The following is a 17,748-nucleotide window of genomic DNA, read 5'->3' as shown; positions in this document are numbered from 1 at the left end:
CAGCTGGGTGACGGTGGCATTGGCATCGTCACGCATCCGTGCGAACACGCCGTTGAACTGCCCGTCCATGCGCGCGGTGAGGTCCCCGGCAGCGATCGACTGCAGCAGCTGCGAGAGCTGGCCGAGATTGCTGTCGGCGATTTCCATCATGGTGTTCAGGTGATCGATCATCACCTTGAAGTCGTGCTGGAAGCGCTGTGCGTCGCCGCGCTGGCTGAAGTCGCCCGCGGCGGCTGCGGCCGCGAGCTGCTGGATCTGCGTATTGATCGCCAGCAGGCTGGACTTGGCCGCATCCATCGACTCATGCAGGATGGCGCGGCTGCCGGGCAGGCGGCGCGCGTCCGGTGCGAGATTGCCGACGGCATACTGGTTGAGTACGTCGATCGCATCGCGGATCGCGTCCAGGTGCTCGAAAATGACCGTATTGATGCCGCTGGCGAGCTGGCCGTAGACACCCGGGAAGTCTTCCGGGATGCGATGGCTGATATCCGGTCCGGCATGCATCTGCGCCATCAGCTGTGTCTGCTCGGAGAAGCGGCGCAGCATTGCGGTCATTTCCGCGGTGGCGGACAGCATCTGGCCGGCCTCGTCGTTGCTGGTGGCGCGGGTGCTGACGCTCAAGTCACCGCGGGCGACTGCCTGGATGGCCTGCACGGCCTTGCCGAGCGGACCGGTCACGGCCCGCGAGATGACCGTGGCCAGGGCTGCGGCCAGCAACGACAGCAGTACGATGCAGCCGATGATGGCGATCATGCTGGCGCGATGGGTGGCGTTGGCATCGGCGATCCGCGCGTCCATCAGGCCGGCGATGTGGGCACCCAGTGCCTTCAGGGCGTCGAACAGTTCACGCCGTGCCGGGCGCGACTGCTCGTCGGAAATCTGCTGCGCCATGATGCCGTCGCCGGCGGCCACTGCGTCACGCATGGCCTTGTTGGCGGCGAAGTAGCGATCCACCTGCGCCGAGGCAGCGCGATACAGTTCGCGTTCCTTGTCCTGGGCCGGCAAGGCGGCATAGGCCGCCAGTTCATCGCGTACGGCTTTGGCGGTGGTGTCCATGCGCTTGTTGTAGTCGGCCACCTTGTCCGGTTGGTCCAGCATGGTCAGCTGGGCCAGCTCGTAGGTACGGAATTCACCAAGCTGCGAGCGGGCTTCGCCCAGATGCTGCACCGACGGAATATCGTTGCTGGCCATCGCCCCCAGCTGGTCGTTGGCCTGGCTCAGGCGCAACAGTGCGAACGCACCCAGCAGCAGGGTCATCAGGGTGGTGAGGGTGAACCCCACGGCCAGCTTGCGGGCGATGGGCAGATCGTGGAACCACTTCATGCAGGTGCTCCATGTGGGCAGAGTGGCGGGCGTGCGTGCCGGCCGGGGAGTGCAGCGTGAACCGGAGCCGATGCGAGTCCGGTCACGACTGTCACTGCGAGATAGCGGCGCACGGCCGGCGGACTTTATGGATGGGCGTCACATCCGGATGCGTAGGGACGGCGGCGCGGAAGCGTTGCAGGGGCCGTGTTCCGGCCTGCATGCGGGTGGTTTCCTGTGGCGCCGTGGGCCGACGGAGTTCACGAAATGGAGCGGGAGGCGCACACTCGCCTTGCTACCGGGCTGCACACAAACGAAAGCCGCCGCCCGTGTGGGGCGGCGGCCCTGGATCACCTGCGCTCGGACTCAGGCGGCCTGCGGCACGCGCAGCGAGCGCACCAGCCCACCGATGTCGACGATCAGTGCAACGCGGCCATCGCCGAGGATGGTGGCGCCGGACACGCCGCCGATACGCCGGTAGTTGTTCTCGATGTTCTTGACCACGACCTGCTGCTGACCGACCAGTTCGTCCACTTCCAGTGCGATCTTCTGCCCGTCGCCTTCCACCACCACCACCAGCGATTCGCTGCCGGGCATGCGGGCGCCGTACCCGTAGTACTCGCTGAGGGACAGGATCGGCAGGTACTCGCCACGCACGCGCAGCACGCGCCCTTCGCCGGCCATGCTGCGGATGTCCTCCGGCTGCGGCTGCAGGGCTTCCAGCACATAGGCCAGCGGCAGGATCAACGTCTCGCCCGCCACCGCCACGGTCATGCCGTCGAGGATGGCCAGGGTCAGCGGCAGCCGGATCAGGGTACGCGTTCCAGTGCCCAGGCTGCTTTCGATCTGTACTTCACCGCCCAGTGCCTGGATGTTGCGACGGACGACGTCCATGCCCACGCCGCGCCCGGAGAGATCGGTGACGGCGTCGGCGGTGGAGAAGCCCGGTTGGAAGATCAGGTCCCAGACCTGCGAGTCGGTGGGATTGTCGGGCACGCTCAGGCCGCGTTCGGCCGCCTTGGCGAGGATCCTGGCGCGATCCAGGCCGCGTCCGTCGTCGCTGACTTCGATGACGATGTGGCCTCCCTGGTGCGACGCCGCCAGGGTGATGGTGCCGGTCTCGTCCTTGCCTGCGCCCTTGCGCACGTCCGGCATTTCCAGCCCGTGGTCGATGGAGTTGCGGACCAGGTGGACGAGCGGATCGGCGATCTTCTCGATCAGGCCCTTGTCCAGTTCGGTGCCTTCACCGATGGTGCGCAGGCGGACCTGCTTGCCGAGGCGGGTGGAGAGGTCGCGGACCAGGCGCGGGAAGCGGCGGAACACGGCGTCGACCGGCAGCATGCGCACGCCGATGACGGCTTCCTGCAGGTCGCGGGTGTTGCGTTCGAGCTGATCCAGGCCGGCGAACAGGCTCTCGGCAAGCACCGGATCCAGCGCATGCGAGACCTGCTTGAGCATGGCCTGGGTGATGACCAGTTCACCGACCAGATTGATCAGCGCGTCCACCTTGTCGACACTGACGCGGATCGAGGTTTCCGCATCCTGGCTGGTGCCAGGGGTGCCACTGGCGGCAGGGGCGGCGGCAACGGGGGGTACTGCAGCAACGGGCGTGGAAGGGGCGTTGGCTGTTGTATCGGGGGCGCGGGTGGCCAGGCTTGGCGGCGCGGCCGGACGGATGTCCAGTTCGCAGTCGTCCAGCACCCACGCAAAGGTGTCTTCGATCTTGCTGCGCGGCACCTTGCCGACCAGGCCGAGGTCCCACGCAAGATGGGCTTCGAGAGGGTCAAGCTGGGCGAAGCCGGGCAGGCGTTCGAGCCGCGCAGCGACCTGCAGCGAGCCGAGATGTTCCAGTTCGCGGATGATGCGCAGCGGGTCATTGCCGCTCATGAACAGTGAGGGCGCGGGGGTGAAGCCGATCTGCCAGGCTTCGGGCGTATCGTCCACCGGTGCTGCGGCGGCAGCCGCGGCCGGGGCGCTGGCTGCCGGCTGGCCGGACAGCACTGCCTCCAGCCGCGCCTTCACCGCGGCGACGGCCGCCGGATCGGCCGCCTGGCCGTGCTCGGCCTCGCGCAGCAGGGCGCGCAGCACATCCACGGACGACAGCATCGCATCGACCGCGTGGCCTTCCAGCGCGCGCTTGCCGGCGCGCAGTTCGTCCAGCAGCGTTTCCAGTACGTGGGTGAGCGCGGCGATGGCATCGAAGCCGAACGTACCGGCACCGCCCTTGATGGAGTGGGCGGCGCGGAATACCGAGTTGATGATCTCCGCGTCCTGCTGCCCCGACTCCAGGGCCAGCAGGCCGGCCTCCATCGCGTCGAGGCCTTCGCGGCTCTCTTCGAAGAAGGTGGCGTGGAAGCGTTGCAGGTCCATGCTCATGCAGTGGTGATCCGGAAGCGAAGAAGGGGAGCGGTGCGGGGCTATCAGCCCAGCACTTTCTGCACGGTGGCGACCAGCTGTTCCGGGTTGAACGGCTTGACCAGCCAGCCGGTGGCGCCGGCGGCCTTGCCTTCGGACTTCTTGTCGGCGGCGGACTCGGTGGTCAGCATCAGCAGCGGCGTGAACTTGTAGTCCGGCAGCTGGCGCAGCTCGCGGATCAGCGCAATGCCGTCCATGTTCGGCATGTTGACGTCGGTGACCACCGCGTTGAAGCGCTGTCCCTTCGCGCGGCCGAGCGCGACCGCGCCGTCTTCAGCTTCTTCGACGGCAAAACCGGCCGAGGTGAGGGCGAAGGACACCATCTGGCGCATCGACGCCGAATCGTCCACCACCAAGATACGTGCGCTCATGCAGCGTTCTCCACAGATTTCAGGTTGTCATGGGGTACGTCCAGGCCCAGGGCCTGGGTGACGCCCAGCAGGCGCGCGGCGTCACGGAAGGTTGCAGTGCAACCGTGGAAGCCGGTGTCCAGGCCCGCCTCGCGGCGTGCCTGCACGAATGCACACAGCACCTGCACGGCGGCGGTGTGGACGCGGCCGACCTGGCTTGCATCCAGGGTCAGCTCGCCAACCTGCGCTACCAGCGGGGCGAGGCGGTTCTTGAGCTCGGTGCTGGTCTCGATGCCGAGATCCTCACCCAGTTCGACAGTGCTCATCGTTGCTCCGGACAAACGGTTCCGTCATCCATATCGGCACCCGCCAGGGGTTCTTTAGGGGGCGGTGAGGCCCTGCGTGCCCGTTCCGACGGGCCCGGGCAACGCGTGGCCCCCGCCTCAGTTGAGCAGGCGGGTGGCGTCGAGCAGGATCATCGGCCGTTGGCTGACGCGGGCCACACCACGGAAGAGGTCGTTGGAGATCTGGCAGATGCGGGCGGTATCCGGTGGCTCGATCTGCGAATCAGTGAGATTGGCGACGTCTTCCACGGCCGAGACGCGCAGGCCGATGGTCTCGCCGTCTTCCTCCAGCACCACGATGCGGGTCTGTGCGTCGTCCTCGGCCGCCGCTGCGCCCAGGTGCAGCCCAAGGTCCATCACGGGCACCACCTGGCCGCGCAGGTTCATGATCCCCAGCATCGCCGGCGCAGTGCCGCGCAGCGGCAGCAGGGGTACCGGCAGTACCACCTCCTGCACTTTCAGCAGTTCCAGTGCATAGGCCTGGCTGCCACAGCGCATCCGCAGCCAGCGCGAGGTGCGCTCGTTCGCGCGGCGGTGCTGCGGATGCGGGCTGTTGGCGGGCCGATGGGCCTGCGCCTGCAGTTCCTGCCAGCTGGCAGGGCGGCTGGCGGCGGGTGCTTCGAGGGCGACACGCGGCGGTGCAGCCGCTACCGGCGGCGCAGCGGCGGGTGCCGGGGGCACGATCCGCGCGGGCGCCACCGGATCCACCCCTTCGCCGCTGGCGGCGGCCTCGAAGGCAGCCTGCAGCGCGGGGCTGTCGGTGTGGGCCAGCAACGGGCTTTCCGCGCCGTCGGTCTCGTAGATCACCTCATCGGGCAGATCGTCCCAGGTCGGCTGGCGTTCGGCAGCGGCCGGTGCAGCGGACTGGCTGGCGGCCTCGAAGGCGGCCGCCAGAGCGGCGTCATCCATGGGCACCACGTCGCTGCTGCCGGTTTCGTAGATGACCTCTGCCGGCAGGTCGTCCCAGGTCGGCTCGCGTTCGGCGATCGCCGCCGGAAGCACCGTGTTGCCTGCATCGGGGCTGGCCGCCACCGGGGCGATCGCTTCGCCCAGCAGCTCGTCCAGATAGTCGTCCAGCACACCGGTGGTGTTCATGCGGCCTGCTCCAGCGCGCGCGCATCCTCGCCAAGGATCCAGTTCAGCGCGCGACGGTAGGCCGCGAGCCCGCGGCCGGGATAGTCCTCGCCGACGCTCGGCAGGGTCAGGCCGGCCGCGTTGCTGACCCGCGTGTCGATCGGAATCGCATCCTCCCAGACGCGTGCGCCGTGACGGTCCTGCATGCTGCGCAGTGATTCGTTGCCGGTGCGGGTGCGGCGGTCGAACAGGGTGGGCAGGATCGAGATCGGCAGCGGGCGCCGGCGCGAGCGCTCGACCATCTCACCGGTGCGCACCATGCCGTCCAGCCCGTGCAGTGCCAGCGGCTCGGCCTGCGTCGGAATGATCAGGCGGTCCGCTGCCGCGAGCGCATTGATCATCAGCAGGCCGAGTGTGGGCGCGCAGTCCAGCAGGATGTAGTCGTGCTGGCCCTGGTGCCGTGCCAGCGCGTTCTGCAGCGCCAGGCCAAGGCCCGGCTGGTTGGCGCTGCGGCGCTCCAGCGTGGCCAGTGCCGGCTGTGCACAGACGTAGTCCAGGCCGCTGACGCTGCTGGTGTGGCAAAGGCTGGACAGCTCGGCCGGAGGTGCGCCGAACAGCTCAAGTACGCCGGTCGGTGGCGGGTCCACCGGCACGCCGAAGGCGCGGCTGAGCGAGGCGTGGGGATCAAGATCGATCAGCAGCACGCGATGGCCCTGCGTGGCCAGGTTGCGACCGAGGGCCAGGGTGGTCGTCGTCTTGCCGACTCCGCCCTTCTGGTTGGCGACTGCCCAGATGCGCATGGGTTTACTCCTTCATTGCCGGGGGAGCGGCGGCGCCGACACGGCTGCCAGCCGGCACCGGTGGCAACTGCACCGGTGCGATGGGGGACGGGGAGGGCACTGTGGCGGGTGTTGCCGCAGGCCCGGCGGACGGGTCGGCCGCGCCGTTGGCGGCGTTCAGGCGCTGGCCCAGCGGGTCGACCGAGTGCGAGGTGTCGGCCAGGATGATGACCATCACCCTCCGGTTGCGGTTGCGACCCTGCGCACTGTCGTTGTCCTCGCGCGGGCGGAACTGGCCGTAGCCGACCATGGCCAGACGCGAAGGCTGCAGGCCCTGGTCGGCGAACAGGTGGACCACGCTGGCGGCCCGCGCGGCCGACAGTTCCCAATTGGAGGGGAAGGTGGCGGTGGCGATCGGCACATTGTCGGTGTGGCCTTCCACCCGCACGCTGTTGGGTACGTCGCGCAGCACACCGGCCAGGCTGGACAGCGTCCCGCGCGCGTGCACGTCCAGCGCCGCCGAGCCGGTCGGGAACAGGATGTCGCTGTTGATCTCCACTTCGATCCACAGCTCGGTGCGGCGCACGCTGATCATGCCGCGCTCGATCAGCGGCGACAGCGCGGCGGTCAACCGGTCGGCGATGCTGCTGAGCTGGCGCTCGGCACGGGCGATCTGCTGCTGGTCGTGCACCGAGACCGGCATGCGCATCTGCGAGGCCATGGCCGGCAGCAGGGTAGGGTCGTGCGAGGGTGCCGGTGCGGACGGGCCGATCTTGGTGCCGGACTTGATCACCGAAGGACTGTCCCAGCCGCCCCCCTGCACCTGCTTGTTGCCGACCTGCACCGGATTGATGGTGCGCGGCGCGCCACCAAAGGCATCGGTGAGCGCATCGGCCATGATCCGGTACTTGCCTTCGTTGATCGAGGAGATCGCATACATCACCACGAAGAAGGCCAGCAGCAGCGTCATCAGATCGGCATAGGGGATCGCCCATGCTTCATGGTTGGCGTGCTCTTCGTGGTGTCTGCGGCGGGCCATGTCAGTGCAGGAAGCCGGACAGGTTGGTTTCGATGTTCCGCGGGTTCTCGCCCTGCGCGATCGAGATCAGGCCTTCGATGACCATCTCGCGGTCGCGGCTGTTGTGGGCGATCACTCCCTTCAGCTTGGCGGCGATCGGCAGGAACAGCAGGTTGGCCGACGCGATGCCGTAGATGGTGGCGGTGAAGGCGGCGGCGATGCCATGCCCCAGCTTGCTGGGGTCGGCCAGGTTCTTCATGACGGCGATCAGGCCCAGCACCGCACCGATGATGCCCAGCGTCGGCGCATAGATGCCCATGCCCTCGAAGACCTTGGCAGCGGCCTGGTCACGGTGTTCCTGGCTGCCCAGCTCGATCTCCAGCATGTGCCGGATCGATTCGGGCTCGACGCCGTCGACCAGCAGCTGCAGGCCTTTGCGCAGGAACGGATCCTGCTGCGCTTCCACCTGCGCTTCCAGGCCCAGCAGGCCCTGGCGGCGGGCGATGTTGCTCCACTCGACGATCTGCTGGATCAGCTCGCGACGATCGCTGTGCGGCGGGCGCACGACCCAGCGCACGATCCGGAAGGCATGCCTGAATACGGCGGGTGCGGTGTGCAGCAGGATCGCGGCGATGGTGCCGACGATGACGATCACGAACGCCGCAGGCGACCACAGGGACGCCAGTCCGGCGCCCTTGAGGATGCTGCCGCCGACCAGCGAGGCCAGGGCGAGAAAGAGTCCGATGAGGCTGAGTCTATCCATGGGTCCGGTATCGGCGTGTGTGAATGGGACTTGAGACACCGGTCGATCGCGTACAGACGGTAGTCACAGTTTCTGGTTCGCCGGGCATGGCCCGGCGCTATCGCGCGAGGCCGTTTCCGGTAGCGCCGGGCCATGCCCGGCGAGCGTCATCGCAGGCCATCCACGTCGAGGATGAGGGCCATCCGGCCATCACCGATCAGCGTCGCACCGGCGTAGCCGCGCAGGCCGCGCAGGGCCTTCGGCAATGGCTTGATGACCACTTCCTCGCGCCCACGGACCTGGTCCACGACCAGGCCGAAGCGCGCCTCGCCGGCCTGCAGCACCACGATGGTGAGCAGCGCCGAGGCGGCGGGCGTCACATCCAGCCACTGGCGCAGATCGACCAGCGGCAGGGTGTGCGAGCGACGATCCAGCACCGCCCGGCCATCGAACCAGCCCAGCGAGGTGCGCGGTGCATGCAGCACTTCCATCACGCGCGCCAGCGGCAGCGCATAGACGTCCTCGCCGGCCTGCACCAGCAGGGTTGGCAGGATCGCCAGGGTCAGCGGCACGCGGATCAGGAAGCGGCTGCCCCGGCCCAGTTCCGACTGGATCTGGATCTGCCCACTGAGCTCGCGGATGCGCGACTGCACCACATCCATGCCGACGCCGCGGCCGGAGATGTCGGTCACCTGCTGCTTGGTGGAGAAGCCGGGCAGGAACACCAGGTGCAGACATTCCTCGCTGCTCAGCCGGGCCGCCGCCTCCGGGTCGATCAAGCCCTTTTCGCGTGCTTTCGCGCGCAGTTTTTCCGGATCGATGCCGGCGCCATCGTCCTGCACCTCGATGCTGACGTAGTCGCCTTCCTGCTGGGCCGACAGACGCACGTGGCCCATGCGTGGCTTGCCCTGTGCTTCGCGCAGATCGGGCATCTCCACACCATGGTCGATGGCGTTGCGGACCAGGTGCACCAGCGGGTCGGCCAGGGCCTCGACCAGGTTGCGGTCAAGCTCGGTTTCGGCGCCGACCAGCTCCAGGTCCACTTCCTTCTTCAGCGAGCGGGCGACATCGCGGGCGACCTTGGGGAAGCGCGAGAACACCTTGCCGACCGGTTGCATGCGCGTGCGCATCACTGCCGACTGCAGGCGCGCGGTGGCGATGTCCAGGGTCGACACGGCGCGGTCCAGTTCCTCGTCGCGCAGGCGCGCACGCAGGGTCTTGAGCCGGTTGCGCGACAGCACCAGCTCGCCGATCAGGTTGACGATCGCATCCAGCCGCTTGGTATCCACGCGCACGGTGTGCTCGGCCTCGGCCACCGGTTTGTTGGCGGGGGGCTTGGCCGCGGCGGCCGCCGGGCGCGGTGCGGGCAGTGCAGGCGCCGCCGCCGGGGCAGCCACGGGTTTCGCGCCGGGGGCGGCGCCGCCGTGCAGCTGGTCCAGCAGGGCTTCGAACTCATCCTCGCTGATCAGGCCATCGTCGGCGTTGGCCGGCGTCGCCACTGCGGTGGGGGCGTTGCTGCCGTGCAGCTGATCGAGCAGGGCCTCGAACTCGTCGTCGGTGATCAGGTCGCCGGCGGCGGGCGCGGCCGCTGCGGGCGCGGCGGCGGCCGGCGCAGCAGTGCCGTGCACGTCGAACTGGGCGATCAGGTCCGGCGGGGCATAGCCGGGTTCGTTGCCGGAAGACACGGCATCCAGCATCGATTGCAGGTAGTCCAGGGATTGCTGTGCGGCATCGAAGTGATGCGGCTGCAGCACCGCCTGGCCAGCGCGGGCGGCGCCCAGTGCCTCTTCGGCGGCATGGCACAGCTCGACCATGGCGGTGATGCCGAGGAAGCCGGCGCCGCCCTTGAGCGTGTGATAGCCACGGAACACGGCGTTGAGCTGGTCGGCGTCCTGCGGCGCCTGTTCCAGCGACACCAGCTGTTCGCCGAGGCGATCCAGGATCTCCTGTGCCTCGATGATGAAATCGGCGGTGATGTCGTCGGATACCGCGCTCATGCTTACAGTCCCAGGTCCGACAACAGGTCGTCGGCGTCGTTCTGAGAGACCGCGTGGCGGTCCAGTCCCTTCAGTGCCGGTCCGGCCAGCGCCGGATCGGTGCGATGCTGCTCCGGTGGCAGGCCCAGCGCGCCAAAGCCTTCGTGCACGCGGCGGACGATGCCGACCACGCGACGGATGATCTGTCCGGTCAGGTCCTGATAGCTCTGGGTCAGGGCAATCTCGGTCAGGTTGTGGCGGATGCGTTCCAGCTGCGCATCCTGCCCCGGCTGCAGGCCTTCGGCGCGCAGCTGTTCGGTGAGGCTGCGGCACTCTTCGGCCAGGTCCAGGGTGCGGTGCGTGGCCTGTTCGGTCATCGCCACCACATGGTCCAGGCGCGCGCAGGCGTCGTCCAGCTCGCCCGCCTCGCTGGGGACGGTCGGCAGTTCGCCCAGGGCCTGGCCCAGTTCGCGGGCCAGCCGTGACAGGCCGCTCATCATCGGCTGCGTGCGTGCGGCCACCAGGGCGTCGATGCGCTGGCGCCAGGCGCTCTCGTCGCCGGATTCGAGCGCGTCGAGGGCTTCCTGCAGGCGCAGGGCGAGGGCGTTCTTGTCGACCGTGGCGTCCATCAGGCGCTGGCCGCCAGGCGTTCGAAGATCTTGCCCAGTTTCTCTTCCAGCGTCTGCGCGGTGAACGGCTTGATGATGTAGCCGTTCACGCCGCTCTGCGCCGCTTCGATGATCTGCTCGCGCTTGGCCTCGGCGGTGACCATCAGGACCGGCAGGGTCTTGAGCTTGGCATCGGCGCGGATCGCCTTGAGCAGCTCGATGCCGGTCATCACCGGCATGTTCCAGTCGGTGACCACGAAGTCGAACGGCTGGCTCTGCAGCATCGACAGTGCGGCATGCCCGTCCTCGGCTTCGGCGGTGTTGGTGAAGCCCAGATCGCCCAGCAGATTCTTGACGATGCGACGCATGGTCGAGAAGTCGTCGACGATCAGGATGCGCATGTTCTTGTTCAAAGCGGAGTTCCTTTGTTGTTCAGTCGCCCGCGGTGGCCGTGGCCGCCGCAGGCATGTTCATTCTTCAAGCCCGGCATCCGCGGCCTCGAAGATCTTCAGCCGGCCGCGCAGGCGCAGCACGGCCTGGCCGTGGATCTGGCAGACGCGCGATTCGCTCACGCCGAGCACCGCGCCGATCTCCTTCAGGTTCAGCTCCTGCTCGTAGTACAGCGAGAGCACCAGCTGTTCGCGTTCGGGCAGATGGCCGATGGCCTTGCCCAGTTCGCGGCCGAATTCGCCACGTTCCAGGACCTGCTGCGGTGTCGGTCCGCCCTGGGCGACGGTGTCCAGTTCGCCCTGGTCTTCGATGCGCGATTCCAGGCTCAGCACCTGGCCGCGCGAGGCGTCCTCCATCAGCCGCAGGTATTCGGGCAGTGGCATGTCCATGGCCGCCGCCACCTCGGTGGCACTGGCTGCACGGCCCGTGGTCTGCTCCAGGCGGCGGATGGTGGCGGCCGCATCGCGGGCGCGCCGATGCACCGAGCGCGGTACCCAGTCGCCACGGCGGATCTCGTCGATCATCGAGCCGCGGATGCGGATCGAGGCATAGGTCTCGAACGAGGCACCCTGGTCGGCGTCGTAGCTGCGCGAGGCTTCGATCAGGCCCATCATGCCGGCCTGGATCAGGTCGTCCACTTCGACGCTGGCCGGCAGGCGTGCGGCCAGGTGATGGGCGATGCGCCGCACCAGGTCCGAGTGCTGGGCGATGACCTCGGTCGCCGCCGAGCGCTGGACTTCCCTGTACTGGGCCGCGCCTTTCATGCTGCCACCCCGCGTTGCTTGAGGATGCGCTCGAGGAAGAATTCAACGCCACCGCGTGGCTCGGTGGGGGCCTGCCAGCGGGCGGTGCGACGGGCGATCTCGGTGATCGCCAGCGCCGCCGGGCTGGATGGATAGGCCTTCACCACCGGCTGCTGGCGCTGCACCGACAGGCGCAGCCAGTCATCCTGCGGCACGCAGCCCAGGTAGTTCAGCGAGACATCGGCAAGGAACTTCTCGCAGACCCGGGTCAGCTTTTCATACAGCACGCGGCCCTCGTTGGGGTCGCGCACCATGTTGGCCACCACCTGGATGCGGTCCACGCCGCGCTCGCGCGACAGCACCTTGATCAGTGCGTAGGCGTCTGTGATCGAGGCCGGTTCGTCGCAGACCACGACAACCGTGTCCTGTGCGGCCTGGCAGAAGGTCAGCACGCCGTCGGTGATGCCGGCGGCGGTGTCCACCACCATGATGTCCAGCTCGCGTTCCAGTTCGGAGAACACGTTCACCAGGCCGATGTGCTCGGCCGGGGCCAGCTCGGCCATGTGCCGCCGACCGGACGCGGCCGGCACCACCAGCACACCGTTCGGACCTTCGACGATCACGTCTTCCAGCGAGCAGCGGCCGGCGACCAGATCCGCCAGGGTGTGGGTGGGATTCAGCCCCAGGATCACGTCGATGTTGGCCAGGCCCAGGTCGGCGTCGAGCAGCAGCGTGCGCTTGCCCATGCCGGCCAGCGCCACGGCCAGGTTGGCCGAGACGTTGGTCTTGCCGACGCCGCCCTTGCCGCCGGTCACGGCGATGGTGCGCACAGGGCCGAGCGGCTCGCTTCGGGTGGCCGACAGCGGGAAGGTCTTGGTCAGCTTGGCGTACTCACGCGACGGCATGGTTCAACTCCGGGTTGCAGGGCATATCGGCCGCTCGGCGCAAATCTTCAAGGCGAAGTACAAGATTGGCCGCGCTGGCCCGGTGCAGGTCGTCCGGAACGTCCTGGCCATCGGTCACCCAGGTGATCGGCAGCGCGTGGTCCACCGCCACTGACAGGGCGTTGCCGAAGCGGCCGGTCTCATCCAGCTTGCTCAGCACCAGGCCCTGCAGGTTGGCCGCGCCGAAGCGGCGCACCACCTCGTCCATGTCGCCAAAGCTGGTATTGGCCGGCAGCACCAGCAGAGTGCGGACCTGGCGGGCGGCACGCAGCCACTGCAGCTGCGCGGCCAGGGCGCGGTCACGCGGGCCCAGGCCGGCGGTATCGATCAGCACCAGCTTGTAGTCCTTCAGCCGCTCCAGCAGCTGGTCCAGGTCGGTACCGCTGTTGGCTTCATGCACCGCGATGCCGAGCTGGCGGCCATAGCCGTACAGCTGCTCGCGGGCACCGATGCGCAGCGTGTCGGTGGTGACCAGGGCCACATCGCGCGGCGCGTGCTTCTCGGCGAAGCGCGAGGCGAGCTTGGCGATGGTGGTGGTCTTGCCGGCCCCGGTTGGACCGACCAGAGCGATCACGCCGCCTTCTTCCAGCGGATCGACCGGCGCGATCGGCAGCCTGCGCGAGATCAGGCCCAGCATCAGCCCGCGGCCCCGGTGGGCTTCGGTATCCAGCGGTATCTGCATGGCCACATCGCGGGCCAGCCCGGCATCGAATCCGTACTCGTCCATCAGGTCCAGGGCGGTCGCCCGCACCGGGCAGCCGCGCAGGCGCTCGTCGGTGAAGCGGTTCATCTCGCGCTCGATGACCTGGCGCATGCCGGCCACTTCGTGGCGCAGCTGGCGGATCTCGGCATCGTCCTGTGCAACCACCGTCAGTACCGGCGCCGGGGCAAGGAGCGGCGCCGGCGCCGGCGCGGTCTCCGCTTCAGCGGCAGCGGCAGGGGCTGGCGTGGTCTCGGCAACGTCCTGCGCGTACGGCGGCTCGGGGTGCACGGACTCGGCCTGCGCAGTGGCCGCAGTGGTGATCGGCAGCGGCGGCGGCAGCACTGCCGGCGCGGGGGATTCGTGATGCTCGTCCTGCGGCGGGTCGATCAGGAAACGGGCGCGGTTGGCGGGCGCCGGTGCGGGAGCCACGACGGCGCTCGCGAACGGCGCGAAGATCTGCTCCGGCAGTGCCGGATCGTTGACGGTGGCACGCGCCAGGGTGGCAGCGAAGCCGGAACTGCCGCGGGTGGGCACGATCTCGTCCGCACTGTCCAGGGTGCGGCCGGTGGCACCGACGGCCGCGCGGGCGAGGGCGGCCACGGCCGATGTGGTGGCCGTCACCGGCTGCTGGGCAGGTGTCGCGGAGCGGCGACGGGTGACCGCGGCGATCACTGCATCCGCGGCGGTGCGCGGTTTCGGCGGCGGCGGAGCTACGTCGCGCCGCGAGGCTTCCAGCGCGCGTTGCACCGCGCTCTCGTCATAGTTGGCTGCGGCGACGATCTCGACGCCTTCCTCGATCCGGCGGTTGGACAGGATCACAGCGTCGGGACCATGTTCCTTGCGCACCAGGTTCATGGCCGAGCGCATGTCGGCGGCGACGAATCGTTTGATTTTCATGCTGTGGTCACGGGACGGGGACGGCGGGGTGGTGGTGGGAGAACGCGGGTGGTCGGTGGTCTGCACGGAACGGGTTCCCCTTGGCATCTGTCTGTTGCGGTGGTTCGAAGGTGGTGTCTGTTTTCTGACGCATCGGTGGGCGGCGTCAGCTGATCGTTCCGACCAGCTTCAGGCGCTTGTCCTCCGGCACTTCGCTGTACGCCAGTACCGACAGCGACGGAACGCTGTGACGGACCAGGCGTGCCAACGCGGCACGTACCGGGCCGGGAACCAGCACGACCGCGGGCTCGTTGCGGGCTTCCTGCTTGCTGACACATTCGGCCAGACTCTGATGCAGTCGCTCGGCAAGCCCGGGTTCCAGCGCGGCGCCGTTGCCCTGCGTGGACTCCTGCAAGACACGTTCCAATTGCGGGTTGAGGGTGAACACCGGCAGCTCCGCCGACATTCCGGCGATCTCCTGCACGATGAAGCGGCCGAGCGCGGTGCGCACTGCGGCGGTGAGCGTGGCCGGGTCCTGGCTGGACGGCGCGTGCTCCACCAGTGCTTCGGCGATCTTGCGCAGCTGGCGGATCGGAATGCGTTCCACCAGCAGGTTCTGCAGCACCCGCACCACGGCCGACAACGGCAGCGCCTTGGGCGTCAGATCTTCGACGAGCTTGGGTGCGCTCTTGGCGAGGTTGGCCAGCAGGTGCTGCACCTCTTCGTGGCCCAGCAGCTCCGGCGCATGCTCGCGGATCAGGTGGGAAAGATGGGTGGCGACCACGGTGGCCGGGTCGACCACGGTGTAGCCCATGGTTTCGGCCTGGGCGCGCTGGTGCGGCTGGATCCAGGTAGCGTCCAGGCCGAAGGCGGGATCCTTGCCGGCGATGCCGTCCAGCGGGCCGAGCGCACTGCCGGGGTCCAGCGCCAGTTCGCGGTCGGGATGGATCTCGGCGGTTGCCACCGGCACGCCATGCACCAGCACGCGGTAGCCGTTGGCCGGCAGTTCCAGGTTGTCGCGGATGTGCACGGATGGAATCAGGAATCCCACGTCCTGGGTCAGCTTGCGCCGCACACCCTTGATGCGTGCCATGAGTTCGCCGCCCTGATTGCTGTCCACCAGCGGAATCAGCCGGTAACCGACCTCCAGCCCCAGCGGGTCGACCGGGCGCAGTTCGTCCCAGCTCAGTTCCGCGGTGGGGGCCGGCGCCGCCGGTCGGCCCAGCGCACTGACCGCGCCGGGGTCGCTGCCGGCAGCGTCGCTCGGGGCCGGGGCCTGTCCCTTCCGGTACAGCTTCCAGGCGATGAAGCCGAGAATGGAGGCAAGCGTCAGGAAAGCGACGTTGGGCATGCCGGGCACCAGGCCGACCAGGCCGATGATGCCGGCCGTGATGGCCAGGGCACGGTACTGGCCGAACACCTGGCCGGTCATCGCCTGTGCCATGTCCTGCGAGCGCGAGGCACGGGTGACCAGCATCGCCACTGCGCTGGAAACCAGCAGGGCCGGCAGCTGCGCCACCAGACCGTCACCGATGGACAGCAGGGTGTAGGTCGCAGCGGCATCGCCGAACGGCATGCCATGCTGCAGCACGCCCACGGCGAGGCCACCGAGCATGTTGATGAACAGGATCAGGATGCCGGCAATCGCATCACCCCGGATGAACTTGCTGGCGCCGTCCATCGCGCCATAGAAGTCGGCTTCCTCGCGGACCTCCTCGCGGCGCAGCTTGGCTTCTTCGCGCGTCAGCAGGCCGGCGTTGAGATCGGCATCGATGGCCATCTGCTTGCCGGGCATGGCGTCGAGGATGAAGCGCGCGGTCACTTCCGAGACACGGCCGGCGCCCTTGGTGATGACCACGAAGTTGATGATGGTCAGGATGGCGAACACCACGATGCCGACCGCATAGTTGCCGCCGATCACGAATTCACCGAACGCGGCGATGACCTTGCCGGCCGCGTCGTGGCCGTTCTGGCCATTGAGCAGAATGACGCGGGTGGAGGCCACGTTCAGCGCCAGCCGCAGCATGGTGGTGACCAGCAGCACGATCGGGAAGATGGTGAAATCCAGCGGGCGCTTCACGTACACCACCGCCAGCAGCACCATCAGCGAGATGGCGATGTTGAAGGTGAACAGCGCATCGAGCACGGGCGCCGCCAGCGGCACCACCACCATCGCCAGCAGCGCCAGCACGATCAGCGGTGCGCCGAGGCCTTGGCGGATCATCTCCAGCAGCCGGCGGGTGTTGAATCCGGACGAGGCCTGCGCGCTCATGCCCGGCCTCCCTTGCCGAATTCATCCACCTCGATGTGCGGGGCGCCCGGCATCGGGCCGGTGCGCCAGGCGCGCAGCTGGTAGACGTAGGACAGGACCTGGGCCACGGCCGAATACAGTCTCACGGGGATTTCCTTTCCGAGTTGGCCTTCCCGATACAAGGCGCGTGCCAAAGGCGGGGCGGAGACGATGGCGACCTTGTTGCCATCGGCGACTTCACGGATGCGCAGGGCGGTCTCGTCCACGCCCAGCGCCACCACGGTGGGCGCGTTCATGGCGCCGCCCTCGTACTTCAGGGCCACGGCGTAGTGGGTCGGGTTGACCACCACCACGTCCGCGGTGGGCACCGCTTCCATCATCCGGCGGTTGGCCATCTGCTGCTGGAGCTGGCGGATGCGGCCCTTCACCTCCGGGCTGCCTTCGCTTTCCTTCATTTCCCGCCGCAGTTCCTCGCGGGTCATCTTCAGCTTGCGCATCCAGTTCCAGCGCTGGTACGGCGCGTCGATCGCCGCCAGCACCAGCATTGCCCCGGCGGTGGCCAGCAGCAGTCGCAGGGTGAAGCCCAGGCCATCGGTGATGGCGGTTTCCAGTGGGTGGTGGATCAACCCGCGCAGGGTGTCGAAGCCGCTCCACACCACCAGTCCGGCGGCGACGCCCACGAACGCCACGCGCAGCAGTGACTTGGTGAATTCAGCGATGGCTTCCGGCCCGTACAGACGTTTGAGGCCGGCCAGCGGGTTCAGCCGATTGATGTCGGGCATCATCGCTTTGGCCGACCAGCGCAATCCGCCCATCACCAGCGGGGCGACGAAGCTGGCCAGCAGGCAGACCAGCACCAGCGGGGTGATCACCAGCATGAACTGCAGCAGCAGGTCGCCAAAGTGGCCGAACAGTTCCTTCGGGTTCTGCCGCAGCCCCTGCTCGGGACTCAACGCCTGTTTCATCCATTGCGTGGCACCACGGCCGATCGAGCCGCCCATGGCCATCACCGCCAGCACGCCGCCACCGAACACCGCGGCGGTCCCCAGTTCGCGGGAACGCGGCAGGTTGCCCTGTTCCCGGGCCTCGCGCAGGCGTTTTTCGGTGGGTTGTTCGGTCTTTTCGCCGGCGGATTCGTTCTCGGACATCACGGGCACTGCGGCAGGGGATGCC

Annotated in this window: 16 protein-coding genes; all 16 read right to left on the bottom strand. The window is 68.3% G+C overall.

What is annotated here, in order from left to right; genetic code table 11:
* The coding region (locus ACVOJ1_RS08690) for an MCP four helix bundle domain-containing protein (protein ID WP_346480331.1) at positions 1 to 1,323 on the bottom strand (1,323 nt) is incomplete at its 3' end.
* Positions 1,324 to 1,668: 345 nt separating this feature from the next.
* Positions 1,669 to 3,678 (bottom strand): chemotaxis protein CheA, encoded by a 2,010-nt coding sequence (locus ACVOJ1_RS08685; RefSeq protein WP_053520424.1) that lies wholly within the window; start codon positions 3,676 to 3,678, stop codon positions 1,669 to 1,671.
* Between the two features lie 44 nt (positions 3,679 to 3,722).
* Entirely contained in the window at positions 3,723 to 4,088 is a 366-nt protein-coding gene (locus ACVOJ1_RS08680; protein ID WP_005409521.1) for a response regulator, read from the bottom strand.
* Entirely contained in the window at positions 4,085 to 4,393 is a 309-nt protein-coding gene (locus tag ACVOJ1_RS08675) for an STAS domain-containing protein (protein WP_053520056.1), read from the bottom strand. Before ACVOJ1_RS08675 ends, ACVOJ1_RS08680 begins: the two co-directional genes overlap by 4 nt.
* 117 nt (positions 4,394 to 4,510) lie before the next feature.
* Positions 4,511 to 5,506, bottom strand: coding sequence for a chemotaxis protein CheW (locus tag ACVOJ1_RS08670; protein WP_346480330.1), 996 nt, complete (start codon positions 5,504 to 5,506; stop codon positions 4,511 to 4,513).
* Positions 5,503 to 6,285 carry a ParA family protein gene (locus ACVOJ1_RS08665; RefSeq protein WP_065176153.1) on the bottom strand — a complete coding sequence of 261 codons (783 nt, stop codon included), beginning with the start codon at positions 6,283 to 6,285 and terminating at the stop codon, positions 5,503 to 5,505. The genes ACVOJ1_RS08670 and ACVOJ1_RS08665 overlap by 4 nt, the downstream gene beginning before the upstream one ends.
* A 4-nt stretch (positions 6,286 to 6,289) precedes the next feature.
* Complete coding sequence (motD, locus tag ACVOJ1_RS08660) at positions 6,290 to 7,303, bottom strand: flagellar motor protein MotD (RefSeq protein ID WP_053520059.1); 1,014 nt, start codon at positions 7,301 to 7,303, stop codon at positions 6,290 to 6,292.
* A 1-nt stretch (position 7,304) separates the two neighbouring features.
* Positions 7,305 to 8,045: a flagellar motor protein gene (locus ACVOJ1_RS08655; RefSeq protein ID WP_053520060.1), complete on the bottom strand. Its 741-nt coding sequence runs from the start codon at positions 8,043 to 8,045 to the stop codon at positions 7,305 to 7,307.
* A 146-nt stretch (positions 8,046 to 8,191) separates the two neighbouring features.
* Positions 8,192 to 10,021: a chemotaxis protein CheA gene (locus tag ACVOJ1_RS08650; RefSeq protein ID WP_346480329.1), complete on the bottom strand. Its 1,830-nt coding sequence runs from the start codon at positions 10,019 to 10,021 to the stop codon at positions 8,192 to 8,194.
* Between the two features lie 2 nt (positions 10,022 to 10,023).
* The gene (locus tag ACVOJ1_RS08645; RefSeq protein WP_053520062.1) at positions 10,024 to 10,629 is read right to left on the bottom strand and encodes a protein phosphatase CheZ; all 606 of its coding nucleotides are present in this window, start codon (positions 10,627 to 10,629) and stop codon (positions 10,024 to 10,026) included.
* Entirely contained in the window at positions 10,629 to 11,021 is a 393-nt protein-coding gene (gene cheY, locus ACVOJ1_RS08640) for a chemotaxis response regulator CheY (protein ID WP_053520063.1), read from the bottom strand. Before cheY ends, ACVOJ1_RS08645 begins: the two co-directional genes overlap by 1 nt.
* Positions 11,022 to 11,078: 57 nt before the next feature.
* On the bottom strand, positions 11,079 to 11,822 hold the full coding sequence (locus ACVOJ1_RS08635; RefSeq protein WP_053520064.1) for an RNA polymerase sigma factor FliA: 744 nt from the start codon (positions 11,820 to 11,822) through the stop codon (positions 11,079 to 11,081).
* On the bottom strand, positions 11,819 to 12,706 hold the full coding sequence (locus tag ACVOJ1_RS08630; RefSeq protein ID WP_053520065.1) for a MinD/ParA family ATP-binding protein: 888 nt from the start codon (positions 12,704 to 12,706) through the stop codon (positions 11,819 to 11,821). The genes ACVOJ1_RS08635 and ACVOJ1_RS08630 overlap by 4 nt, the downstream gene beginning before the upstream one ends.
* Positions 12,693 to 14,345 carry a flagellar biosynthesis GTPase FlhF gene (gene flhF / locus ACVOJ1_RS08625; RefSeq protein ID WP_253118435.1) on the bottom strand — a complete coding sequence of 551 codons (1,653 nt, stop codon included), beginning with the start codon at positions 14,343 to 14,345 and terminating at the stop codon, positions 12,693 to 12,695. The genes ACVOJ1_RS08630 and flhF overlap by 14 nt, the downstream gene beginning before the upstream one ends.
* A 145-nt stretch (positions 14,346 to 14,490) precedes the next feature.
* A complete protein-coding gene (flhA, locus tag ACVOJ1_RS08620) occupies positions 14,491 to 16,596 on the bottom strand; it encodes a flagellar biosynthesis protein FlhA (RefSeq protein ID WP_065176156.1) in 2,106 nt (701 codons plus the stop codon).
* Entirely contained in the window at positions 16,593 to 17,723 is a 1,131-nt protein-coding gene (gene flhB, locus ACVOJ1_RS08615) for a flagellar biosynthesis protein FlhB (RefSeq protein ID WP_277381738.1), read from the bottom strand. The genes flhA and flhB overlap by 4 nt, the downstream gene beginning before the upstream one ends.
* Positions 17,724 to 17,748: the final 25 nt, after the last annotated feature.

Source organism: Stenotrophomonas sp. STEN225, from assembly GCF_056756445.1.
The sequence above is the reverse complement of the archived record's forward strand: the minus strand, read 5'-3'. Positions and strand labels throughout refer to the sequence as shown.